This window comes from Bifidobacterium longum subsp. longum JCM 1217, from assembly GCF_000196555.1.
In the GTDB taxonomy this organism is placed as follows: domain Bacteria; phylum Actinomycetota; class Actinomycetes; order Actinomycetales; family Bifidobacteriaceae; genus Bifidobacterium; species Bifidobacterium longum.
The window spans coordinates 664,270-686,581 of sequence record NC_015067.1 but is presented as its reverse complement, the minus strand read 5'-3'; the positions used below and the strand labels follow the sequence as shown (position 1 = coordinate 686,581).

23 protein-coding genes and 1 riboswitch are annotated in these 22,312 nt (G+C 59.6%); of the genes, 8 read left to right on the top strand and 15 right to left on the bottom strand.

Features of this window, described 5'->3' with window-relative positions:
- Positions 1 to 35 precede the first annotated feature (35 nt).
- From BLLJ_RS02735 to BLLJ_RS02725, 3 genes are all read right to left on the bottom strand, one after another.
- Positions 36 to 1,286, bottom strand: coding sequence for a site-specific integrase (locus BLLJ_RS02735; protein WP_230473298.1), 1,251 nt, complete (start codon positions 1,284 to 1,286; stop codon positions 36 to 38).
- Positions 1,287 to 1,638: 352 nt separating this feature from the next.
- Positions 1,639 to 2,160, bottom strand: a complete 522-nt coding sequence (locus BLLJ_RS02730) for a glycoside hydrolase family 2 TIM barrel-domain containing protein (protein ID WP_010080811.1) — start codon at positions 2,158 to 2,160, stop codon at positions 1,639 to 1,641.
- A gap of 86 nt (positions 2,161 to 2,246) precedes the next feature.
- On the bottom strand, positions 2,247 to 3,335 hold the full coding sequence (locus tag BLLJ_RS02725) for an AEC family transporter (RefSeq protein WP_013582452.1): 1,089 nt from the start codon (positions 3,333 to 3,335) through the stop codon (positions 2,247 to 2,249).
- A gap of 164 nt (positions 3,336 to 3,499) precedes the next feature.
- Here BLLJ_RS02725 and BLLJ_RS02720 point away from each other — a divergent pair, with 164 nt between their 5' ends.
- Entirely contained in the window at positions 3,500 to 3,763 is a 264-nt protein-coding gene (locus tag BLLJ_RS02720) for a DapH/DapD/GlmU-related protein (RefSeq protein WP_007051184.1), read from the top strand.
- Positions 3,764 to 3,772: 9 nt separating this feature from the next.
- On the opposite strand, the gene BLLJ_RS02715 is transcribed toward BLLJ_RS02720, so the two are convergent.
- Positions 3,773 to 4,447 (bottom strand): sugar O-acetyltransferase, encoded by a 675-nt coding sequence (locus tag BLLJ_RS02715; RefSeq protein WP_013582451.1) that lies wholly within the window; start codon positions 4,445 to 4,447, stop codon positions 3,773 to 3,775.
- A gap of 27 nt (positions 4,448 to 4,474) precedes the next feature.
- On the opposite strand from BLLJ_RS02715, the gene BLLJ_RS11250 reads away from it, so the two are divergent.
- Positions 4,475 to 4,762: a hypothetical protein gene (locus BLLJ_RS11250; protein WP_012471944.1), complete on the top strand. Its 288-nt coding sequence runs from the start codon at positions 4,475 to 4,477 to the stop codon at positions 4,760 to 4,762.
- Between the two features lie 173 nt (positions 4,763 to 4,935).
- Here the strand turns inward: BLLJ_RS11250 and BLLJ_RS02705 are convergent, their stop codons facing one another.
- Genes BLLJ_RS02705 through BLLJ_RS02690 form a run of 4 tightly spaced genes read right to left on the bottom strand, consistent with a single transcriptional unit; the run spans position 4,936 to position 9,930 of the window.
- The gene (locus BLLJ_RS02705; RefSeq protein ID WP_013582450.1) at positions 4,936 to 5,619 is read right to left on the bottom strand and encodes an endonuclease III domain-containing protein; all 684 of its coding nucleotides are present in this window, start codon (positions 5,617 to 5,619) and stop codon (positions 4,936 to 4,938) included.
- 16 nt (positions 5,620 to 5,635) lie between these two features.
- Positions 5,636 to 6,994, bottom strand: a complete 1,359-nt coding sequence (locus BLLJ_RS02700) for an MATE family efflux transporter (protein ID WP_013582449.1) — start codon at positions 6,992 to 6,994, stop codon at positions 5,636 to 5,638.
- A 57-nt stretch (positions 6,995 to 7,051) separates the two neighbouring features.
- Entirely contained in the window at positions 7,052 to 9,556 is a 2,505-nt protein-coding gene (locus BLLJ_RS02695; protein ID WP_013582448.1) for an excinuclease ABC subunit UvrA, read from the bottom strand.
- Positions 9,553 to 9,930, bottom strand: a complete 378-nt coding sequence (locus tag BLLJ_RS02690; RefSeq protein ID WP_007056351.1) for an ArsR/SmtB family transcription factor — start codon at positions 9,928 to 9,930, stop codon at positions 9,553 to 9,555. The genes BLLJ_RS02695 and BLLJ_RS02690 overlap by 4 nt, the downstream gene beginning before the upstream one ends.
- Positions 9,931 to 10,155: 225 nt before the next feature.
- On the opposite strand from BLLJ_RS02690, the gene BLLJ_RS11245 reads away from it, so the two are divergent.
- The 3 genes from BLLJ_RS11245 to BLLJ_RS02680 all read left to right on the top strand — a co-directional run bounded on the left by BLLJ_RS11245 (position 10,156) and on the right by BLLJ_RS02680 (position 12,133).
- On the top strand, positions 10,156 to 10,296 hold the full coding sequence (locus BLLJ_RS11245) for a hypothetical protein (RefSeq protein WP_007056358.1): 141 nt from the start codon (positions 10,156 to 10,158) through the stop codon (positions 10,294 to 10,296).
- A 23-nt stretch (positions 10,297 to 10,319) separates the two neighbouring features.
- Positions 10,320 to 10,490, top strand: a complete 171-nt coding sequence (locus tag BLLJ_RS02685) for a hypothetical protein (RefSeq protein ID WP_007051191.1) — start codon at positions 10,320 to 10,322, stop codon at positions 10,488 to 10,490.
- A 263-nt stretch (positions 10,491 to 10,753) separates the two neighbouring features.
- Entirely contained in the window at positions 10,754 to 12,133 is a 1,380-nt protein-coding gene (locus BLLJ_RS02680; protein ID WP_007051192.1) for an ATP-binding protein, read from the top strand.
- 20 nt (positions 12,134 to 12,153) lie between these two features.
- Here the strand turns inward: BLLJ_RS02680 and BLLJ_RS02675 are convergent, their stop codons facing one another.
- On the bottom strand, positions 12,154 to 12,345 hold the full coding sequence (locus BLLJ_RS02675; protein ID WP_008782756.1) for a GntR family transcriptional regulator: 192 nt from the start codon (positions 12,343 to 12,345) through the stop codon (positions 12,154 to 12,156).
- 370 nt (positions 12,346 to 12,715) lie between these two features.
- A complete protein-coding gene (locus tag BLLJ_RS02670; RefSeq protein ID WP_007051194.1) occupies positions 12,716 to 13,759 on the bottom strand; it encodes a zinc-dependent alcohol dehydrogenase family protein in 1,044 nt (347 codons plus the stop codon).
- 271 nt (positions 13,760 to 14,030) lie between these two features.
- Positions 14,031 to 14,100: riboswitch (Fluoride riboswitch) on the top strand.
- A 62-nt stretch (positions 14,101 to 14,162) separates the two neighbouring features.
- On the opposite strand from BLLJ_RS02670, the gene BLLJ_RS02665 reads away from it, so the two are divergent.
- From BLLJ_RS02665 to BLLJ_RS02655, 3 genes are all read left to right on the top strand, one after another.
- Positions 14,163 to 14,699 carry a fluoride efflux transporter FluC gene (locus BLLJ_RS02665; RefSeq protein WP_007051196.1) on the top strand — a complete coding sequence of 179 codons (537 nt, stop codon included), beginning with the start codon at positions 14,163 to 14,165 and terminating at the stop codon, positions 14,697 to 14,699.
- Positions 14,699 to 15,064: a fluoride efflux transporter FluC gene (locus tag BLLJ_RS02660; RefSeq protein ID WP_007053642.1), complete on the top strand. Its 366-nt coding sequence runs from the start codon at positions 14,699 to 14,701 to the stop codon at positions 15,062 to 15,064. Before BLLJ_RS02665 ends, BLLJ_RS02660 begins: the two co-directional genes overlap by 1 nt.
- Positions 15,065 to 15,144: 80 nt before the next feature.
- Entirely contained in the window at positions 15,145 to 15,624 is a 480-nt protein-coding gene (locus tag BLLJ_RS02655) for a GtrA family protein (protein WP_013582447.1), read from the top strand.
- 56 nt (positions 15,625 to 15,680) lie between these two features.
- Here BLLJ_RS02655 and BLLJ_RS02650 read toward each other — a convergent pair whose 3' ends face one another.
- The 5 genes from BLLJ_RS02650 to fusA all read right to left on the bottom strand — a co-directional run bounded on the left by BLLJ_RS02650 (position 15,681) and on the right by fusA (position 22,304).
- On the bottom strand, positions 15,681 to 16,745 hold the full coding sequence (locus tag BLLJ_RS02650; RefSeq protein WP_007051199.1) for a YeiH family protein: 1,065 nt from the start codon (positions 16,743 to 16,745) through the stop codon (positions 15,681 to 15,683).
- 169 nt (positions 16,746 to 16,914) lie between these two features.
- On the bottom strand, positions 16,915 to 17,733 hold the full coding sequence (locus tag BLLJ_RS02645; RefSeq protein WP_007053644.1) for a LysR family transcriptional regulator: 819 nt from the start codon (positions 17,731 to 17,733) through the stop codon (positions 16,915 to 16,917).
- A gap of 136 nt (positions 17,734 to 17,869) precedes the next feature.
- Positions 17,870 to 18,601 carry a DUF4391 domain-containing protein gene (locus tag BLLJ_RS02640; protein WP_007056866.1) on the bottom strand — a complete coding sequence of 244 codons (732 nt, stop codon included), beginning with the start codon at positions 18,599 to 18,601 and terminating at the stop codon, positions 17,870 to 17,872.
- A 207-nt stretch (positions 18,602 to 18,808) separates the two neighbouring features.
- The gene (gene tuf, locus BLLJ_RS02635; RefSeq protein WP_007051202.1) at positions 18,809 to 20,008 is read right to left on the bottom strand and encodes an elongation factor Tu; all 1,200 of its coding nucleotides are present in this window, start codon (positions 20,006 to 20,008) and stop codon (positions 18,809 to 18,811) included.
- Between the two features lie 172 nt (positions 20,009 to 20,180).
- The gene (gene fusA / locus BLLJ_RS02630; protein WP_003832662.1) at positions 20,181 to 22,304 is read right to left on the bottom strand and encodes an elongation factor G; all 2,124 of its coding nucleotides are present in this window, start codon (positions 22,302 to 22,304) and stop codon (positions 20,181 to 20,183) included.
- Positions 22,305 to 22,312 lie beyond the last annotated feature (8 nt).

Here is a 22,312-nt window from a genome sequence, read left to right as displayed (position 1 = left end):
CAACACCTCCAGCTGGAACCTAGACACTTCCAACCCTAGGCAGGTGTTGCACTTCTATCTAGAACCCGCGGATTCGCGGGTTCCAACGCCAGCAGCGTTTCGACTCCGTTGATGGCTTTGGATGCGTCGGCCGTACCGACATGTGTGTACACGCGGTTGGTGACGCTTATATCGCTATGTCCCATGATGGATTCACGCACCTTGTCGCTCATGCCCAACTGGGCCATCGCCGTCGCCGCCGTGTGCCGGGCGGAATGCGGCACATAATCATCCGGCAGTCCGACTCGATTCAGCGCCTTCTTCCACGCCCGGGTCTCAATCATACGGTTCAGCGGCGTTCCATCCGCCTGAACGAAAACCAGATCGTCCGAATTTGTTCGCCCGGTACCTTTGATGTACCGCCCCAACTCAACCGCTAGCGATTCGGGCAATGGGATCACACGTCTTCCGGCATTCGTCTTGGGAGGCACCAGATAAGCCTTGCCCGTCACATGTCGAGCGCCGAGTGAACTGGGAATGTCCCGCACGCCCTTCACGTTGTTGTAGACCTTCAGCTGCCATTCGACCACGATGCATACCGCGTTGTCGATCAGCTGGATCTCGGAGTTCGTCAAACCAAGACGCTCCCCCTGCCTCATGCCCGTCTCATAGGCGAGCCGCCACATCAGATGCCACATGACATCGTTCTCGGCATTAATGAGTTGCCCCGCCTGCACCGGCGTCAAAATCTTACGCTCCGTATAAACAACCCGCGGAGCTTCGGCACGGTCGCTCGGGTTCGACTCAATGATCCCCTCCTTCACGGCATCGTCGAGCGCCTTGTGCAACGTCCGCCATGCACTGCCCGCCGTTGCGCTGCTTCGCGGCTTCCTCGGCGGATCGCATGTGTCATCGCCTTTGGTGATGTACTCTTCCATCAACCGAAAATGCTTCGGCTCCAGCCTGCCCAACCGAACGCCCCCTATCGCGGGCTTGATCAACGCCTCGACGGTGCTTCTGTATGTCGCCAACGTCGAAGGACGCAGACGAGGTTTGACAATCTCATCCAACCACCTATCCAGCCAATCTTTCAAATATGGAGTCGTCTGGCTCGGCATACGACCGGAGCGCTCATACTCCAGCTTCTTGTCCTTCAAACGTTTCAACGCTATGGCCTTGGTGCGTCCACGCGCCACCAGACGCCGCCGCTTCCCCGTCGCCGGATCCGGAGGCAACTCGCACGTCGCCCGAAACCCTCCGGTGCGTTCCGGGTAAACGCTGCCGCTTCCGTGTGTTCTTCGTGCCATACGACCAGGATATTCCATAGGGTAGCCAAAAGGGTAGCCAACAATGGCAATCTAAAGAAATCTAAAGCCGTCTATACCCACCTTCGATACACCACATAATTGGCATTATCAAGCCATTTTCTGCATTATATCAATAATTGCCTCAAACCATAGAAATCAGATTCCACATCTGAGTTTGAGAGCTTAGCCACGTTGGAATTCCCATTGCTCTTCCCTCGTGGGAGTCTAATGGGAGTCATTCAGCGTAACTAGAAAGAACCTCGTGAAATTCGTTTCACGAGGTTCTTTTTTGTATGTTGCGTTGTGTGTTATGCGATGTGTGTTGCTCCTGGAATATTCCAGGGGCGGGCCGCTACTTAGTCTCCCAACGCTCCTTGAGTACATAGGCGGCGGCTTTGGGCTGACGGTCGCGAGTGAAGACGTCCTTCTTGTTGCCGTCGACGCGCATGATACCTTCACCGGTTTGGAAGTCGCAGAGGTTCCATACCTGCTCGCCCACCACTGCCTCGAACATGTCGAACACTTCGTGTTGCATGGTGAGGTACTCGCATTGGTACTCTTCACTCCATTGCATGCTCGGCAGCTTGTGCACACCGGCATCGGTGTCCGCACCGTATTCGGTGAACAGAAACGGCTTGTTGGGTTCGGTGTTCATCCATTGGTTCATCTCGTTGATGAAGGCCTTCTTGGCTCCGATGAGCTGATACCCATCTTGCACATACCAGCCGTAATACCGGTTCAGGCAGATGACATCCGCGAACTGATGGCACTTGTCTTTGCCTCCGGCGGCCATCAGCAGATTGGTGTAGGTCAGCGGGCGATGCTGCGGATCGAGCGTGCGCGCGTAATCGAATATCTCCTTGAAATACGGCACGGCCGCCTCGGATTGGAGTCGTTGGCGGCGTCGATGAAATTCCAAGCGCCGGAGGCCCCGGCATTCTTTTCGTCGAAGGGGACAATTCAGAACACAACTGCCGACACAATCGTCAGGGAGGCCAGCGAGAACAGCGTGCTTACGAGCACGAAGCCGACCGCATACTCGGGCATGTTGTTCTTGCGACCGGTGAACATGGCGATGGTGGTCATGGTCGGCAGTCCGGCGATGACCGTGATCATCAGCACCATGTCATGGGTGATCGGCAGTTGCGGCAATGCGCCGGTCAGCGCGGTCAGTAGCGCGTAGAAGGCGAGCGGGAATGCGATCATCTTGGCGACTAGGCCAGCATAGAGTTCGTAGCGTTTGAGGACGCCCCACCACTTGGTCAGCGCGAACAGGCCGCCCAAGTAGATTAGCGACATCGGCGTGGCCATATTGCCGATGGTGTGCAGCGGCTTCAGGATGATGTCCGGCACCTTGACGCCGAGCAGAATCAGAATCAGGGCGAGCATCACGCCGACGAAGGCGGGATTGACGAATCGTTTAAGCAGGCCGAGGACGCGGGTGCCTGGCGAGGGGCGGACGATGGCCGGAGAACCACCGTTTGCGGCATTGCTCGCCGAACCAGCATTGCCCACCGAACCGGCGCCGTTCACCGAACCGTTCACGACCGCACCTCGCGCGCCAATCGCGTTGCCGCCAGTCGTTTCGTCGACCGGCTCGCACAGCCATACGCCGTACGTCCAGAGCAGCGTTTGGTCGATGATCGACATCAGCGCCACGTAAATCGCGCCGTTCTGCGGCCAAAGTGCCATAATCAACGGAATGCCGATGAATCCGGCGTTGCCGAAAATAAGCGACGCCTGAAATACATGGCTACGCGAACCTTTGAGCCGCAACAGTTTGGCGACCAGCCAGAACACCAGGATGAGCAGCGCGTACATCACGGCGGTCAGCAGCATCACGCCCCAGTTAGCGGCAAGCTGCGCGCGGTCCGCACCATCGACGGCGTTCGAAAACACAAGCACGGGGATGAGCACGTTGAGCAGCAACGAGCACATGCCGTCCAACGCCGTCTGACCGTAGAATCGAAGCCTCACACATCCATACCCGACCATCAGCATGATCAGAAATCCGACTAACTGGCCAATCATGACGCCGAACTGCCCCATGCACACTCCTCTCGCTCGCGTTCCCGTGCTTTTCTGTCACTGGTTCATATAGGCAGCCATCTGGACAGGCTCGGCGGCACACGCATCAGTATGTTCGATACCACCACATGCCAATCCACTTCTCGTTCAACCGTTCCCCGTGCTAATGCGCCGCCGGCCACCCCGTGTTGCCGGTGCTGCGCGAGCACCATTACACGTATTGCATTCCGGTGATCAGCGGGCGCAACGTGTGGGTCGGCGCGAACGTGTCGATTCTGCCGGGAGTGACCATCGGCGACAATTGCGTGATTGGCGCCGGTTCGGTCGTGACACATTCCATCCCCGCCAACTCCGTCACCTACGGCGCGCCCTGCGAGGTCGTGCGTGAAATCGGCGACAAGGACCGCGAGTATTTCTACAAAAATCGCAAGCTCGACGTGTGGGAGTGAGCTTTCGCGCTACTGCTCTTTGAGCTTAAAACGCTCACTGAATTGGCGGTCGCGCCAGTAGTAGACGTCGTCGCGTTCGTTGATTTCGCGAATTACCTTGCACGGGCTGCCATAGGCGACCGTGTTGGCGGGGATGTCCTTGGTGACCAGCGAGTTGGCGCCAATGACCGCGTTGTCCCCGATGGTGCCCCCGGGCAGCACGGTGACATTCGCGCCGATCCAGACGTTCTCGCCGATGTGGACTGGCAACGAATACTGGGCACCCTGATAGCGCAGGTCCGGACGCACGGGATGGCCGGTGGCTACAAGCGTGACGTTGGGGCCGATCATGGTGTGGGATCCGATGAAGATCTCACCATCGTCCACCAGCGTCAGGTTGAAGTTGGCGTAACAGCGCTCGCCCCAATAAGTATTGCAGCCCCAGTTCGCATACACCGGGCATTCGAGGTACAGACCCTCCCCCGCCGCGCCGAAGAACGCCTGCATGAGTTCGGTACGGCGCTTCGGGTTGGTCAGCGGCGTGGCGTTGAGTTCGAGCTGGAGATCACGCTGGGCGCCCTGCAGATCAAAAAAGCCGTCCACATCATCCGGCAGGTAGACCTCGCCAGAGAACATAAGCGCCATTTTCTCGCGCGTCGCATCATCGATAATCGGCTTGGCGATCGGCTTGTCTTCGGTCATCATTGGCTCCTGTTCGGCGTTTTGGCGATTGTGTCGGTCGAACTATTCTGTCACAGACTCGTTTTCGACACCCAGCATCGAGCGCAGCCAGTCAAGTTCGGCGGCAATCTCGGCGTCATGCACGGCGATGATGCCACGGCGATAGGGGTCGTCGATCTGCTCGGTGGAGAGCGGATTGCCGGCGTCACAGGCATCACCGTCAAGGCTGGCGCCACCGTGCAGGTCATCGACCGCAACCCGGACAAGGCCGCAGCAGCAGCGGCTGAAGGCGTCACCAATCAGACCCCATGGACCAGCGGTTTTAAGGTTGTCAAGTAAGCGGCATATCGCAGCGAATCATTCTCAATAAGAAAAGTGTGAGGCAAACGCACAATATCACTCAATCGCGCATTCGCGGGAATAGCATCAAACAGCCATTTCTTGGATTCAGATGTGCGATTGGCACCGTGCGGGCCTCACACTTTTCTTATTGAGAACGATTCGCCGTGCAGTCAAGCCCTCCATCCACCCAAAAAGGACTCGCTTTTGGCCGCGTCGTCGCGGTAGGCCTTGCCGAACTCGTCAATAAGCCCATGGAATTCCTGCAAATCCTTGACGCTGAGGCTCGCATCCAGCACCACGGGCGAATAGGCCTTGTGGAATGCCAGATAGCCGGTTGGCACATCAAATCCAAGGAAGGCGAATAGTCGGCGAGCATAAGTATCGGCCACGAATGTGCGGCGCGAAAACACATATAGCATCAGGTCGTCGGCCGTTTCGCCCCCGATACCGAATAATCCGAGCAATTCGGTCCGCAATTCGGCGTCGGGAATATCTGCCGCGCCCTCAGGCGAGGCTCCGCAACGCTCCACATACCATCGGCTCAGTGACTGTACCGTCTTGGATTTGTTGACATAAAAGCCGGACGGGCGAATAAGTTCCTGCAGATGCGCTGGCCCCATAATCGCCAGCTTATGGGGTTCGAGCACACCCTCCGCGTTCAACGCCGCAAGCGAACGATTCACATTGCCCCACGCCGTATTCTGCGTCAGCACCGCGCCCACCATAATCTCGAATGTGGTTTCAGCCGGCCACCATCCGGTCGGGCCAAGGGCGGCAGCCATGGTGCGGTACAGCGATTCGATATACGCGGGAGAAGGAACGCCCGGCACCCGCTTTGCACTTCGATTATTCATAGTTGCCATCTACCATTCACCGCAATTCATGCAGGATTCGCCGCATGAACGGGATAGTGACTAGGAATGTCAGCACGTCGGACACCGATTGCGCCATTTCCACGCCGAGCACGCCGAACATCATCGGCAGAATCAGTACGATCGGTGCCAAAAACAGACCTTGTCGGCACAGGGCCAGGAATGAGGCGATGCCGGTGCGGCCCATGGTCTGGGTCATCATATTGCCCATCATGTTGAAGCCGTTGAGAATCACCGTGCAGCATTGGATGTGCAGCGCGGCCACGCCCACCGCCACCACGGCCGGGTCGGAGCGGAAGATCTCGACCAGTTGCGGTGCGAACACCCACAGCAACACCGCCAACACCACGAGCACGCAGGTGGCGAGCCGCACGCAGAACCAGTACCCTTCTTTGACGCGCGCGAACAGGCCGGCACCGTAGTTGTAGCCGCACACCGGTTGGAAACCTTGGCCGAGGCCGACGATCACCGAGTTGGCGCCCAACATAATGCGCATCACAATGGCCATGCCGGCGATGGCCGCATCGCCGAACGGATTGGCGGCAATGTTCACGCAGGTCACGGAAATCGAACCGGCGCCTTGGCGGATCAGCGAGGGCAGGCCACCGCCGGCCACTTCGCGCATGAGCAGCACATCCGGCCTGCAATTGCGCAGGGACAGTTTCATCACGCCGAATTTGCGGCTCATCGTGGTCAGAATCGTGAAGCTCACCGTCTGGCAGATGGCGGTGGCGAGGCCGGCACCGAAAATCCCCAGACCGGCCACGAAAATGAACAATGGCGCAAGCAGGAAATTCAACAGCGCGCCGGACACCAGACCAATCATGCCGAACGCCGATTGACCTTGGTATCTCAACAATCCGTTGAGTGCGAACGAACCGCACACGCAGGGTGCGGCGACCAGCAACGGCGTCAGATATTGCACGGCGTATGGGGCAATCGTCGAGGTCGAGCCCAGCATGACGACAAGTGGCCGCAGGGTCAGCAGTCCGATTGTGGCAATCACCAGACCGGAGATCACCGCGCCCGCAAAGCCCACGGCCAGTAGTCGGGAGGCGCGATCATTGTTCTGCTTGCCGAGTTCGCGGCTCATCGAGTTGCCCGCGCCGTTGCCGAAGAAGAAGCCGAGCGCCTGCATCACGGTCATGATGGAGAACGCGATGCCGATAGCACCGGACTGCGCGGTGCCGAGCTGGCCGATGAAAAAGGTATCAGTCAGGTTGTATGCAGTAGTCACCAGATTGGAAATGACGGCCGGCAGGCATAGTTTGAGGATCAGCGGTTTGACCGGCTGCCCGGTCATCTGCCGATATTTCGCGTCCGCGCTTGCGCGTCTAATGCCATGAATCTGCACCATGGACGGCTATCCTACTCGCGCAGGGTCCTATGCAAAGGCGCGTGACCGCCATACAAGTCAGCGCAGATACCGCCCGGTGATGCTGTTCGGATTGGCCGCGACCTGTTCCGGCGTTCCGGTGGCGACGATGCGTCCGCCGCTTTCGCCGCCGCCCGGACCCATATCGATAATCCAATCCGCATTGGCGATCACGTCGAGGTCATGTTCGATGACCACGACGGTCGCGCCGCTCACCACGAGCCGGTCGAACACGCCCAGCAGCACGCGAACGTCGAGCGGATGGAGGCCGATGGTCGGCTCGTCGAACACGAATACCGCGTTCAACTGGGCCTTGCCCATTTCGCTGGCGAGTTTCAGCCGCTGGGCTTCGCCGCCCGAAAGCGCCGGGGTCGGTTCGCCGAGCGTCAGGTAGCCGAGACCCAGATCGTGCAGGATGGTCAGACGTGCGTGAACCTTCTTGAGGTCGCTGGTCACGGCCAGAGCCTGGTCCACACTCATTGCCATGAGTTGGGGCAAACTCAACGAAAGGCGAGATTCTCCCTTAACCGCACGCCGAATCGCATCAGCTTCGGGCGCGTACCGGGAGCCGCAGCAATCCGGGCATTCGATGGTCACATCCGGCAGGAACTGCACGTCGAGCGAGATCGAACCGGTGCCGTCGCACGTAGGGCAACGCAGTCGGCCGGTATTGTATGAGAAATCGCCGGCCTTCCAGCCGCCCGTCTTAGCCGCCTCACATCGGGCAAAGGCGCGCCGCAATTCGTCGTGAATATCGGCATAAGTGGCCACGGTAGAACGCACGTTCGCGCCGATCGGCGTGGCATCGATGAGATTCGCACGACGGATGCCCTCGGTCTCAAGCTCGCGCACGTGTTCCGGCAACAGCTCCCCCGCCGCCTGCGCTTTGAGTGCGGGAATCAGCGATTCGAGTACCATCGTGGTTTTGCCGGAGCCGGAGACGCCGGTCACCGCCACGAGCCGGCCGCGCGGGATATCAACGTCCAACGGTTTGACCGTATGCAGCTGACTGGTTGTCATGCGGATGTGGCCAAGGCTGAACACTTGCGATTCGGCCACACGCTCACGTATACGCGCACTCACCTGGTCGGATAGGAACGGCGCAATGCGACTACTGGGGTTCGCCGCCACCTCGCCGACCGTGCCTTGCGCGATCACATGCCCGCCTTCGGCACCGGCAACCGGCCCCATTTCGATAAGATGGTCACACGCTTTGAGTACACGCACATCATGGTCCACGACCACCACGGAATTGCCGTCCGCCACCAAGTCGTGCATCACGCCGAGCAGCCCGTCCACGTTCGAGGGATGAAGACCGATGGATGGCTCGTCGAGCACATACAGCACGCCGATGGTGCGGTTGCGCACGGCCCGGGCGAGCTGCACACGCTGGCGTTCGCCGGTCGAAAGCGTGGCGCCGGCGCGGTCAAGCGCCAGATAGCCGAGGCCCAGATCGAGCAGCCGTCGGGCCACATCCAAGAACGATTCGCAGATGTTGGCGGCCATCGGCCGCATGTCGGCGGGCAGGGATTCCGGCACTCCGCGCACCCAATCCGCCGCCGCGTCCAAGGTCATCGCGCCGGCTTCGGCCAAGTTCAGCCCGCGCACATGCGGGGCCCGGGCGGCGACGCTCAGTCGTGTGCCGCCGCAGTCGGCGCATGGGCCTTCCTTGAGGAACCGGACCACACGCTTCAGGCCCTTCTCGTCCTTGGCTTTGGCGAGCGCGTTCTCCACCGTGTACACGGCGTTGAAGTAGGTGAAGTCGAGTTCGGCGAAATCGTCGCCTTTCTTCGGCTTGTAAAGAATATGCTTTTTGACGGCCGGCCCGTTGAATACGATGTCGCGTTCTTCGGGTGTGAGTTCGTTGAACGGCACGTTGGTGCGCACGCCCATCGCGCCGCACACCTGTTTCATGAGGTCCCACATGAGCGAACCCCATGGCAGCACCGCGCCGTCGTCGATGCTTTTCGACTCGTCCGGGACCAGGGCCGCGCGGTTTACTTCGCGCACGATGCCGGTGCCGGAGCAGGTCGGGCAGGCGCCGGCCGAGTTGAAGGCGAGCAATTCGGCGCCGGGCGCGTGGAATTCCTTGCCGCAGCCAGCACAGGTGATGGGCAGGCCGGCCGCCACGTTCAGCGTCGGTTCATTGCGCGCCCCGCAATGCGGGCACACGTGCGAGGCGACGCGGGAAAACAGGAGTCGCAGGCTGTTGAGCAATTCGGTCATCGTGCCGAACGTCGAACGGATGCCGGGCACAGTGGGCCGCTGGTGCAGGGCCAGCGCGGCCGGCACATGCAGCACTTCGTCCACCTGGGCGCGGCTGGCTTGAGTCAGTCGACGGCGCGTGTACGTGGACAGCGCTTCCAAGTAGCGCCGCGAACCTTCCGCATACAGCACGCCGAGCGCCAGAGAGCTTTTGCCCGAACCGGAGACGCCGGCCACGCCCACCAGTTCGCCCAGCGGAATGTCGATGTCGATGTTCTTGAGGTTATGCACGCGCGCACCGCGCACCTCAATCGCCTGCGGCCGTTGATCGTCGCTCATGCTCGGCACTGCTCCGCCGCCGCAAGGTCGGCTTTCAGGGCGGAAGACAGTTCATCGAGCAGCGGCAGCCATCGATCCGCACGCACCGAGCAAATGCGGCGGGTGGCGTCTTTGCTGATTTCGATGAATCCGGCTTGTTCCAGCAGTTTGATGTGATGGGACACGGCCGTGCGGGACAGTGCCGACGATTCGGCCAGCTCCCCCACCGTCTGCGGCCCATGGCACACCAATTGCACCAGCAACTGCTGCCGGTTCGGATCCTTCAGCGTCTCGAACAGCGGAACGCATTGGTTGAGGATTTCCAGGCTCCTGATCGGCTGGTCACATGCCTCGTGGCCTGCCGCCGCGCTATCTGACCTCTGTTCAAGTGTCACGCCGTCACCTCTTTCTCGACTTCGCCCTTGGCTGCCGCCGCCTGAGTTTCATGGTCTCCAGTATCATCACGGCCAACGACAGCGGCTGAACGCCGGACGAGAATCTTTCGTCTTGGGCACCGTCCGCCACCTGCAATCCGATTCCCCAGTTTCACTGATGGCCTTTGCGCCGGCGCGGTGTCAGCGCACCCATGCCATGCTGTTTCAGCGCGAATAGCAGCGCGCATGCCGCCGATGCGCGAATCCGGTTCCTTGCTGGTCGGGCTGGTCGGCGAGCGGCTGAATCTTGATTCGGCGTCGCGGCATCCGATCATCCTCCGGCGCTACGCGCTCTCAGCGGGGATTAAAGCAAAAAGGACCTCGTGAACTGGTTTTGATCAGGCCCCTCTATGCTGGACTGTCTGAATGACGACGAGCTGCACACCCTATACGGCTACCTGCAGCGCATCATCGACGCCTCCTCCGACGGCGTACCGGCTTCGACCGCCGAGGACGCCAAGAAGCGAGCGCTACTTATCGAGCACCCCAAGCGCAGGCACATGACGGCCGACCGCGCATAATTCGCGAACAGCCCACACAACTTTGCGGCCACGCAAACGACGGCCGCGCAATCGTTCAATCATTTAGTTACAAGGTCATCCAGCCGCACGATCATCCAGCTCCCCTTACAAGCACGTCCAATTCACCATTTACACGGCATTTTGCACCAAAACCCTACTTTAAAATGCGGCATTTTGCACCAAAGCCCCATTTTGAAATGCGGCATTTTGCACATACAAGGCAGAAAATGCTACCCTCATAAGGGATTCGGAAAGGAGCTGCCATGCTTGAGCGCAAAATCTCGGACGATCTGCTGGAATGGAAGCGGAGCGGTACCGGCAAAGCACTGCTGCTGACCGGCGCTCGCCAGATCGGCAAGAGCTACGCGGTACGCGAGTTCGCCAAGCACGAATACGCCCATTACCTTGAAATCAACCTGTACGAGAACAAGCAGGCGGCCCGAGCGCTCGCATCGGCGAACGACGTGCAGGAGTTCATCAGCCGCCTTACCTTGTTCTCACCTTCAACGCTCATTCCCGGTGATACGTTGATTTTCATCGACGAGGTGCAAGAGGCACCGGATGTGATGACCATGGTCAAGTTTCTGGTGGCCGATGGCCGTTTCGATTATGTGTTCTCCGGTTCCATGCTCGGCACTGAGTTCAAGGGCGTACGCTCCTACCCCGTTGGCTCGGTCATCGAAAAAACCATGCGTCCCATGGATTTTGAGGAATTCTGTTGGGCCATCGGCGTACAGAAGTCGACACTTGAAAACATCCGAGAATCCTGCCGGTCGGTCACGCCAATCGACCGGTACATTCACGATGCAATGATGACGAACTTCCGCACCTATCTGGTAGTCGGCGGCATGCCGGAAGTCGTGCAACGTTTTCTGGACACCAAGGGTGATTTGGCGGCTGTGCGCGCGGTACAGAACGAGTTGAACCGGCAATATCGCCACGATATTTCGCAGTACGCAGGCAATCGCGCATTGCAGGTGCAGGAGATCTTCGACCAGCTCCCCACTCAGCTGATTGACGGTAACGGCAGATTCGCCGTCTCCTCCATCAGCCCCGGTGCTCGGTACGACCGCAATCAGAAGGATTTTCTTTGGCTTGTCGATGCGGGTGTGGCATTGAAAACCAACTGCGTCACCGAGCCGAAAACACCATTGAAACGCACGGCGCAATCACCGAAGTTCAAACTGTACCAGTCTGATACCGGTATGCTCATGGCACGATACCCGCAACCGACCGCGCAAGCCGCATACCTTGATGATTCCTCACCGAATCTGGGTGCCATCTACGAGAACGTGATTGCTCAGGAGCTGACGGCGCAAGGCATTCCGCTGTATTACTACATGGCAAAGAAACATGGTGAAGTCGATTTCATCGCTGACACGAACGCCGATTCTGTGATGCCGTTCGAGGTCAAGTCGGGGCGCAGCTACCGCACGCACGCCGCCATCGACGCCGTATTGGCCAATGCCGAATATCGCATCTCGCAGGGCGTGGTGCTGTCCCGCTCCAATATTGCGCAGGACGGCGGAACAACCTATCTTCCGCTGTATGCCACGTACTGCTTGCGAGATGTCTGCAATCTGGCCTCACCCTCGACCGTCAGCACCATCGGCGACTTTTCGCTGACGGTGCACCCCGTGTAGGCTTCGCATCGGTGCGCGCTTTACCACTGCGCGCACAGGGCGTTGAAGGCGTCATCGAGGCTCGCGCCAAGCCGGCGGGCCTCGTCGGCATAGGTCTTGGCCGCGCGCACCAGCGGTTCGGGAATCGGCTTGACCCGTTTTACACGCGCCGCGCGGCCGGCACCGGTGTCGATGATGCCGCAGTCGGCGAGTTCGGTGTACGCCTTGGCCACGGTTCCCGACGCGATGCGCAGTGTCCACCGGTTCGCCGGAATCGGCCTACCAGACCGGCACCCCGGCCACTACCCCATCGAGCAGCTGCTTATTCCGATCGAGGGCACGGCTTATACATCGGCGCGACCTGACTCAAGCCGTTCGCCACGTGCGGCGCTTTCGGCATCACCGACGAGGCCCTCGCCCAGTCCGCTGCACAGTACAAGGCACTGCTCGCCGAGTAACAGGTGACCGGTTTGCGTCACCACAATCGTTCAGCGTAAACCGCGTCAGACACATCACAACGTCCGTATGTATGCGGCCCTACAAAGGGGACGCATACATACGGGCGTTAAATACCACTGCGGTAAACCCCGTCACACCACGCGATTAGAACCGGATCAACGCCTTAATAACTTTGCGCTGGTCCATGGCCTCATAAGCGTCCTGAATATGGTCGAGGTCATATTCGGCGGTGAACACGCGGCCAGGGTTAATCTCGCCTTTAAGCACCGCATCCAGCAGACCACCGTCAATATCGTAGTGGCGCACGGGAGCCGGGCCGCCCTTGATGCCGATGTTGCCGTAGAACGTGCCTTCGGCGCTGATCTCCACGTCGTGCGGCAGACCCACACGACCAATCACGCCACCGCGGCGAATCAGGCCAATCGCCGTGTCGAAGGACTGCTTGGAGCCCACGCATTCGAGCACCGCGTCCGCACCATAGCCACCGGTCATCTCCAGCACCTTGTCAATAGCCTCTTGGCCACGCTCGGGCACGATATCAGTCGCACCGAATTCGCGGGCGAGCGCCGCGCGATCCTCGTGACGGCTCATGGCAATAATGCGCGTGGCACCACGCATCTTGGCGGCAATCACACCGCACAGGCCGACTGCACCATCGCCCATGACCACGGCTGTGTCACCGGGCTTGACCTCGGCAGAAACCGCCGCGTGATAACCGGTGGACATCACATCGGAAATGGTCAGCAGCGATGCGAGCTGTTCATCGGAATAATCTTCCGGTGAACCGGGCACCTTGACCACGGTGCCGTCCGCCTCGGGCACACGCAGGTATTCGGCCTGACAAGCGGAGAAGTAGCCCCCGTGCGGGCACACGGATTCGAAGCCGGCCTTGCATACCGGGCACTTGCCGCAGCTGTACGGGAATGGCACGACCACGAAATCACCTGGCTTAACGGATTCGACCGCCGCGCCAGTCTCCTCGACCACGCCAATGGCTTCGTGGCCCACCTGACTGTGTGCGGCCTGTCCGCTCAGCCCACGGAAGAACCACAAATCAGAGCCGCATACACAGGTGCGCACCATGCGAATCACGATGTCATCATCCTGCTGAAGTGCCGCCTTTGGCACTTCTTCCACGGTCATCTTGCCAGGCTCAACGAAAATCGCGGCTTTCATGGTTTCAGACATATTCACAACTCCTTGTTTCCGGCACCGAGCGATTAGGGCCCGTTATCCTCATGTTCCATTAAACGACAATCGATCTGTATTAGCCAATAGCCATAAACCATGTTGAGCCATACCCACGAGGTATGGAAGCAACCAAGCAATTCATCTACGTGCTTTATCGCCTCACGGCAACCAAGTTCATCGGCATTGCAGAAGTCTCTTGCCGAAATCCACCGCGATAGGCCAATATCCGAGATACTGCTGCCGTTTGTTGTCGCCGCCACGAGTAGGCTAAGGAACCGGCGATGGAACCCGCCTGAACTCGTTTCGAACCGCACACTGCTGATAGTTCCTACACACGATTTGATATTGCATGAAATCGTTGTGTCTTCAGCAGGATTCAGCGGTTTCAGGAAAGGCTATTATGGATTCGCAATCCCCATCCGCAGGTGCCCGGCCGATTACGCACACGACCACTCCCCCGGCGCGCAAGCTCCCCGATATTCATCTTGATATTGTGTTGGTCGTCTTCTGCGGCGGTGCGATCGGCACCGCTATCCGCTATGCGTTCGCACAGATTCCCGCGGCTGGCAGCTTCCATACCGGCACGTTTGTGGCCAACATGCTGGCTTGCTTCTGCTATGCAGGGTTGACCGCTTACTTGGCCGGCGCTTCCCGGTTCGGCGCACGTTCCAAAGAACTTGCCAGTCGCGGACTCGGCATGGGCGTATGCGGTGGTTTGTCTACGATGTCGACACTCGCGCTGGAAGGTTTTACCGCAATCCGCGACGGTCAGGTGGCGGCCGGCATTGCCTATCTACTGGTGACGTTCGCGCTGGGTCTGGTTTGTGCGTCTGCCGGCGTGTGGGCAGGAACGCATCTGGCCGGCTCCTCGAACGTATCCGCCGAAGCGTCCGCTGATACGAATGCCGCTACGACCAGCAAGGGAGGTAAGGCGTGATGACCGTATTCCTACCAATCTTGGTCTGCCTGTGCGGCGGCGTAGGCGCCTCCTGCCGCTATCTGCTTGACGTGACCATCAAAACGTACTGGCAGCGCGCATTCCCACTTTCCACGTTCACCATCAATCTCATCGCCGGATTCCTAGCCGGTTTGGTCGCGGCGCTGGCACTCGGCGGGACACTTGATGAACCATGGCGGCTAGTGCTGGCCACCGGTTTCCTCGGCGGCTTCTCCACGTTCTCGACCGCAATCAACGAAATGGTGACGCTCTTCCGCAAACACCGCTACCCCACCGCAGCGGCCTATCTGGTGCTGTCGCTGGGTGTGCCGGTCGTTGCTGCGGCCTGCGGTTTTCTCGTCTGACCGCCACGCCGATTCCCGACGCGGTCAGCGGTATCATTGCGAGGTCGAACGTCACAGGTACATCCGGGAGGTATATGGGCATGGCGAACAATGGAGCGGATGTGAAGCCGAATCAAGGTGTGGGCGCCGCAAATACCTCGACCACAACGAATACTGCGGAAAATACCGTGGGCACGGCAACCCCGAAGCAAAATGGACTCGCCGTGCTGGGCAAGTATGTGGGTGTTTCCGCCACGCAGACCATTGTGGAGTATGCGACGTTCGCCATTCTGCACTTGATCGGCGTACCCTCACAGATCGCCAACGGCATCGCCGTGGTGTGTTCGGCGACCTACAACTTCGTGATGAACCGCAACGTGACATTCAAATCGTCCAGCAACTTCACCCGTTCCGTGGCGCTGTTCGTGCTGCTGTGGATCTGGAACTTCACGTTCAGCACGCTGCTGATCGGCTGGATGCCGGGTGCGACCGGGCTGAGTCCATATGTGGTGAAGTTCATTGCGATGGCCTGCCAGTTCGGCTGGGGTTATCCGTTGTGCAAGTACGTGATTTTTAGGTGACACATTCCAATTGCTCACTGTCGTTCGCCTTCGCCTATTTGTATTTGGAGCGCTTATCAGAAGAACAGCATCGCAACACCTGCAGCGAAGCACATGAGCAGAATCGATGTCAGGAAGCTGGCGAGCATCGGCTTCTTGCCCTTGGAAGCGATGGCCTTGAAGTTCACGTTGATGCCGAGCGCGGCCATGGCCATGCCGAGCACGATGTACGCAAAGTCCACGAGCTGCGGGGTGATGGAGGTGACGAACGGTACGAAGGTGCCGATAATCGAAGCGCCGATGAAGCCGAGCATGAACCACGGGAAGGCCACGGTCTTCTTGCCGGTGCTCTGAACCTCGGAATGCTTCTTCTCCCACCAGATGGCGATGATGATGGCCGCGAACACAAGCATGAGCACGCGGGAAAGCTTCATGATGGTGGCGATGTCCACCGCGCCGAACGCGTCGCCGCCCGCGACCGCGTGGGCGATTTCGTGCAGGGAAGCACCGGCGGTGATGCCCAGCTGGTCCTTGGTCATGCCGGTCAGCGGGCCGAGCGCGATCTCCAGCAACGCGAACACAGTACCCATAATGGCTACGATGGCCACGGCCATGGTCACGTCGTTGTCCTTCTCGTCCTGCTTGTCCTCAGGCACCTTGATGGAACCGGCCAGGCCCATGACGGCGGCCGCACCGCAGATGCCGGTGCCACCGGCGGTCAGGATGGCGAGCATCGGGTCGACACCGAGTTTGCGGGCGATGGCATAGCACACGATGATGGTCAGCGTAACGACCACAGCGGCGATCGGCAGACACTTGATGCCCTGCGTGAACAGCACGGCGAGGTTGAGCTTGAAACCGAGCAGGATGATGCCGAGGCGCAGCAGCTTGTTGGAAATCAGGCCAGCGGCGTCCTTGACGCCTGCCTTGCGGCCATCATTGGAACCGACGTAGGCACTGCGGATCGGGAACTGGATGATCATACCGATGAGCAGCGCGATGATGAGCGCGCCGAACAGGCTGAATCCGGGGAACTGCTTGAGCCAGGAGGCGAACAGCGAGGCCAGCAGAGTCAGAACACCAATGAACAGCATGTCAACGGTGGCAATGCGCTTCCACCATTTTGTACAGAACTCTCTCATGATGTCTATTGAAGCTCAAGCGTTTACATCGGTCAAATCATTGCAACCAATACATATCATCGATTTTGTCGATACCTAATTGATCTCCCTCTGATGAGAGAGGTGGCCGCCGCAGGCGGACGGAGGGAGAGAAACAACGTTCGCAACCTCCCCTCAGTCGACTATCTGACTACCCGCGCAGCGCAGCAATAATCGTCTCCGCCAACTCCCGCTGATCGTGCGTCAGACCGGATCTCGGCACCAGCGCATAGAACCGCCGCACAAACTCATCGCCAAGCTCCCGCTGCACCGGCACGCCCGCCGGCACGGCGGCTTCCGAAATCAACGACTGCCCGAACCCGGCGGACAGCGCCGCCACAATCGCCGCATTACTGGACACTTCCATCGTGCGTGCAGGCACAACCTGAGCGGTCTTGAAATACAGATCCGTGTAATACCGCACGCCGGAACCGTGTTCGCGCACCATCCACACGCCGTCAGGCTCCCCCGCCAACACCAGCCGGTCCTCGCACAGGGTGACGCGGTCCACCGAATCGTTCACGATCGGCTTTTCCACCACGCCGAGCTGCACGGCCTTCATGCTGGCCTGTTCGAGAATCGCATCCGAGTTCATCACGTGTACAGCGAAGTCGAAACCGTCCATGTCCCGAGCCATCACCGGCAACGCCTTCGGCAGCAGAATCGCCGCGGTCGTGTGCGAGAACGACACGGCCAGCGGCTCACGCGCCTCCTGCACGCGGGCGATCTGCTCACGCGTATCCCGCCATAATCCGTCGATGCCGATGGCAGTCTGGTACAGCATCCGCCCGGCCTGTGTGGGCGTCACGTCACTTTTCGCATTGCGCACGAACAGCGGCGCGCCGACCATCTGCTCCAATTGGGCGATACGCGACGACACCGTCGACTGCGATACCTTCAGCTCATCGGCGGCCAGCGTGAACTGACCCACCTCGTATACGGCGACCAGGGTTTCGAGCAGAGGGAACATGGTTTAACTGTACGCTGTATGATGCACGAATATTTCAATTAGCTTGGGCGTAGCCCTAGGCCACGGACCTGGACCACCCTCAGTCTCGCTTCGCGAGCCAGCTCCCGCCAGCGGAAGCCCAATGGCTTTCACATCACTATGCCTCGCGCAGTTTTGCGAGCTGCGCCTTGGCCTTGTGGAGTTTGGCATAGATCTCGTTGCGCTGGGCCGGGTTCTTGACGCGCTGATGGTCACGAGTGAGCTTGTCCACTTCGGATTCGAGCCGAGCAATTTCAGTATGGCGAATGATGCGCGCATCCAGATTCTCGACCTCCGGCGTACCCAAAATGGTCTGTGAGCACAGCGATGCCCACAGCTCATCAATAGTAGAGCCGGCCAGCTCCAGCTGGGCCTCCCCCGCCGGCTGCCAGTCGCCGGCATATACCTGATAGATCGGCGTGTGCCCGGCACGCCCCGGTATGGCGCGGCGCACGGCGAACGCGCATTCCTCACGCGTGCTGCCCTCGAACGGCACGTCGCGTACGCACACGAACACGATGCCCGATTTGCGCTGTCCGGCGATCAGGTCGATGACTTCGTTCGGTATGCCGGTGGCTTTGGCCGTAAGCTTCAGTCCGATGACCAGCACTTCCGGGATCAGTTTGCCGTCCGCAAGCCCCGTGTTGGCCGACCGGGCCAACGCCAGCATGGTGATGGATTCGATCTCGTTCACCAATCGCTGCTTGAGTTTGCCGGAAATCGGCGCTTTGCCTACGAACAAGGCTTTCGGCAGTGTGCCTTTGGCTTCGGGAATCGCCGTGGAAACGGGCAGTCCCAGCGAAATTGCGGATACAGAACCACAGTGAGCGGCCTGTGCACCAGTCATCATCGACCTTCTTTCCCGGCCTGCCATCAGTGTCATATCCTCGCAGTGCAGCAGTCCGTTTATCTATTGAAAAGCAACACTAGCGCATCCAGGCCGGAAGTCGTGGTACATATCCATATCCTGCTGCGGTTATAGAAAATCCCCTCCGAGTTTCCTCGAAGGGGATTTCCTATAACGCTAGTTCAAGCGAAGATTCTTGTCTGATGAAAATCAGGCGAGGATCTTGGTCACACGACCGGAGCCGACGGTGTGGCCACCTTCACGCACAGCGAAGGTCAGGCCTTCCTCCATAGCGATGGGCTGAATCAGCTCAACGGTGAAGGTAGCGTGGTCGCCCGGCTGAACCATCTCGACGCCTTCCGGCAGCTCGATGACGCCGGTGACGTCGGTGGTGCGGAAGTAGAACTGCGGACGGTAGTTGGAGAAGAACGGCGAGTGACGGCCGCCTTCGTCCTTGGTCAGCACGTAGACTTCGCCCTCGAACTTGGTGTGCGGGGTGACGGAGCCCGGCTTGGCCACAACCTGGCCACGCTCGACATCGTCACGGCCGAGACCACGCAGAAGCAGACCGGTGTTGTCGCCAGCCTCGCAGGCGTCCATGGTCTTGTGGAAGGTCTCGATGGAGGTGACGGTGGTCTGCTGGGTCGGACGGATACCAACGATCTCGACCGGGGTGTTGACGGCCAGCTGGCCACGCTCGACACGACCGGTGACAACGGTACCACGGCCGGAGATGGTGAAGACGTCCTCGATCGGCATCAGGAACGGCTTGTCCAGGTCGTGAACCGGGGTCGGGATGTAGTCGTCGACAGCGTCCATGAGGTCCTTAACGGACTGGACCCACTTCTCGTGGTCCGGAGCGTCGTCGTGCAGAGCACCGTAAGCGGAGGTGTGGATGACCGGGCAGTCACGGTCGAAGCCGTTCTCGTCGAGGAGGTCGCGGACCTCTTCTTCGACGAGCTCGATGAGCTCTTCATCGTCGACCATGTCGCACTTGTTCAGGGCGACGAGGATCTTCGGAACGCCAACCTGACGGGCGAGCAGCACGTGCTCGCGAGTCTGGGCCATCGGGCCGTCGGTGGCGGCCACAACGAGGATAGCGCCATCCATCTGGGCAGCACCGGTAATCATGTTCTTCACGAAGTCGGCGTGGCCCGGGCAGTCGACGTGAGCGTAGTGACGCTTCTCGGTCTGGTACTCGATGTGGGCGATGTTGATGGTGATACCGCGGGCGGCCTCTTCCGGAGCGGAATCGATCTGGTTGAAGTCGTACTCCGGGTTGACATCCGGGAACTCCTCGTGCAGCACCTTGGAGATGGCGGCAGTCAGGGTAGTCTTACCGTGGTCGACGTGGCCGATGGTACCGATGTTAACGTGCGGCTTAGTACGCTCGTACTTTTCCTTTGCCATTACTTTTGTCCTCCTGGACGTCTCGTGAGTTTCCTGCACCCTTTCGCACAGGAACTCGCTTATTCTACTGGGTTTCTGGGTTATGTGCCACTTTGAAGAGCCAGAACCCAGTCAGCGGTATACGATATTACCGCTGACTGAAGACACTGGCTACTTCATGCAGTGGCGCGTGTCACTCGCCGCGCTGGGCCTTGATGATCTCCTCGGAGACGCTCTTCGGCACCTCGTCGTAGGAGTCCATCTCCATGGTGAACATGGCACGACCCTGGGTCTTGGAACGCAGGTCGCCGATGTAGCCGAACATCTCGGACAGCGGGACCTTGGCGTCGATGACCTTGACGCCGACACCGTCGGTCATGGACTGGATGTTGCCACGGCGCTGGTTCAGATCGCCGATGACTTCGCCCATGTACTCTTCCGGCGTACGGACTTCGACCTTCATGATCGGTTCGAGAATGACCGGCTTGGCCTTCGGGGCAGCTTCCTTGAAGCACATGGAACCTGCGAGCTTGAAGGCCATTTCGGAGGAATCGACCGGGTGCATCTGGCCGTCAGTGACGGTGGCCTTGACGCCCACGACCGGGAAGCCGGCGAGAACACCGGACTCCATGGCCTCCTTGACACCGGCCTCGATGGGGCCGATGAATTCGGCGGAGATGTGGCCGCCGGTGACCTTATTCTCGAACTCGAAGGTCTTGCCCTCGGTGGTGTCGAGCGGCTCGAAGTTCATCAGGACCTTTGCGAACTGGCCGGAACCACCGGTCTGCTTCTTGTGGGTGTAGCCCTGGTCCATGACGGCCTTGCGGATGGTCTCGCGGTAGGCGACCTGCGGCTTGCCCTGGTTGCACTCAACCTTGAACTCGCGGCGCATACGGTCGACGATGATGTCGAGCTGGAGCTCGCCCATGCCGGCGATCAGGGTCTGGCCGGACTCTTCGTCGGTCGTGACCTGGAAGGTCGGATCCTCTTCGGCCAGCTTGGACAGGGCGATGCCCATCTTCTCCTGGTCGGCCTTGGTCTTCGGTTCGACGGCCACCTGGATCACAGGATCCGGGAAGGTCATGGAGTCGAGGGTGATCGGATCGTCGATGGCGCACAGGGTGTCACCGGTGGTCACGTTCTTCAGGCCCACGAAGGTGTAGATGTTACCGGCGTCAGCGCGGTCCATCGGGTTTTCCTTATCGGCGTGCATCTGGAAGATCTTGCCGATACGTTCCTTCTTCTCGCGGGTGGAGTCGAGCACGGAGTCGCCCGGCACAACGGAGCCGGAGTAGACGCGCACGAACACGAGCTTGCCGTAGAACGGGTGGGTGGAGATCTTGAAGACCAGAGCCGCGAACGGATCGGACTTGACCGGGTGACGGTCGATCTCGACGGACTCATCGCCAGGCTTGTAGCCCTTGATGGCCGGCACGTCTTCAGGAGACGGCAGGTAATCGACAACGCCGTCCAGCATCGGCTGAACGCCCTTGTCCTTGAAGGCGGAACCGCAGAAGATCGGGAAGGCTTCCTTGGCGATGGTGAGCTTACGCACGCCAGCGCGGATGTCTTCCTTGGACAGGTCGCCGTCCTCGAAGAACTTGTTCATGAGGTCGTCGTCGGCTTCGGCAGCGGCTTCCACGAGCTTCTCGTGGTACTCCTGAGCCTTGTCCTTGAGGTCGTCCGGGATCTCAGTGGTGTCGTACTTGGCGCCGAGCTCCTCGGTGCCGTTCCACACGTAAGCCTGCATCTCAACCAGGTCGACAACGCCAGTGAAGTCGTTCTCGGAACCGATCGGCAACTGCATCACGATCGGAGTAGCGCCCAGCTTCTCCTTGATGGTGTCGACGGAGTAGTAGAAGTTCGCGCCCAGCTTGTCCATCTTGTTGATGAAGCAGATACGCGGAACGCCGTACTTGTCAGCCTGACGCCACACGGTCTCGGACTGAGGCTCCACGCCTTCCTTGCCGTCGAACACGGCAACGGCACCATCGAGCACACGCAGGGAGCGCTCCACCTCGGCCGTGAAGTCCACGTGGCCAGGGGTATCGATGATGTTGATCTGGAACTTGTCCTTGGTGTCGTGGGACTGACGGCTCCAGAAGCAGGTGGTAGCAGCGGACTGGATGGTGATACCACGTTCCTGCTCCTGCGCCATGAAGTCCATGGTGGAGGCGCCGTCGTGGGTCTCGCCGATCTTGTAGTTCTTACCGGTGTAGAACAGAATACGCTCGGTAGTGGTGGTCTTGCCGGCATCAATGTGGGCCATGATGCCGATATTGCGGACGTCGTGGAGGTCCGAAATCTCTTCAGCCATCTTTTTCC

Coding starts and splice junctions, on each gene's coding strand:
- BLLJ_RS02650 (WP_007051199.1), bottom strand. CDS start 16,745: ATGAGAGAGTTCTGTACAAAATGGTGGAAGCGCATTGCCACCGTTGAC.
- BLLJ_RS02670 (WP_007051194.1), bottom strand. CDS start 13,759: ATGTCTGAAACCATGAAAGCCGCGATTTTCGTTGAGCCTGGCAAGATG.
- BLLJ_RS02680 (WP_007051192.1), top strand. CDS start 10,754: ATGCTTGAGCGCAAAATCTCGGACGATCTGCTGGAATGGAAGCGGAGC.
- BLLJ_RS02735 (WP_230473298.1), bottom strand. CDS start 1,286: ATGGCACGAAGAACACACGGAAGCGGCAGCGTTTACCCGGAACGCACC.
- BLLJ_RS02695 (WP_013582448.1), bottom strand. CDS start 9,556: ATGAGCGACGATCAACGGCCGCAGGCGATTGAGGTGCGCGGTGCGCGC.
- BLLJ_RS02660 (WP_007053642.1), top strand. CDS start 14,699: ATGACCGTATTCCTACCAATCTTGGTCTGCCTGTGCGGCGGCGTAGGC.
- BLLJ_RS11245 (WP_007056358.1), top strand. CDS start 10,156: ATGCCGCCGATGCGCGAATCCGGTTCCTTGCTGGTCGGGCTGGTCGGC.
- BLLJ_RS02705 (WP_013582450.1), bottom strand. CDS start 5,619: ATGAATAATCGAAGTGCAAAGCGGGTGCCGGGCGTTCCTTCTCCCGCG.
- BLLJ_RS02640 (WP_007056866.1), bottom strand. CDS start 18,601: ATGATGACTGGTGCACAGGCCGCTCACTGTGGTTCTGTATCCGCAATT.
- BLLJ_RS02655 (WP_013582447.1), top strand. CDS start 15,145: ATGGCGAACAATGGAGCGGATGTGAAGCCGAATCAAGGTGTGGGCGCC.
- BLLJ_RS02725 (WP_013582452.1), bottom strand. CDS start 3,335: ATGGGGCAGTTCGGCGTCATGATTGGCCAGTTAGTCGGATTTCTGATC.
- tuf (WP_007051202.1), bottom strand. CDS start 20,008: ATGGCAAAGGAAAAGTACGAGCGTACTAAGCCGCACGTTAACATCGGT.
- BLLJ_RS02645 (WP_007053644.1), bottom strand. CDS start 17,733: ATGTTCCCTCTGCTCGAAACCCTGGTCGCCGTATACGAGGTGGGTCAG.
- fusA (WP_003832662.1), bottom strand. CDS start 22,304: ATGGCTGAAGAGATTTCGGACCTCCACGACGTCCGCAATATCGGCATC.
- BLLJ_RS02665 (WP_007051196.1), top strand. CDS start 14,163: ATGGATTCGCAATCCCCATCCGCAGGTGCCCGGCCGATTACGCACACG.
- BLLJ_RS02700 (WP_013582449.1), bottom strand. CDS start 6,994: ATGGTGCAGATTCATGGCATTAGACGCGCAAGCGCGGACGCGAAATAT.
- BLLJ_RS02685 (WP_007051191.1), top strand. CDS start 10,320: ATGCTGGACTGTCTGAATGACGACGAGCTGCACACCCTATACGGCTAC.
- BLLJ_RS02715 (WP_013582451.1), bottom strand. CDS start 4,447: ATGATGACCGAAGACAAGCCGATCGCCAAGCCGATTATCGATGATGCG.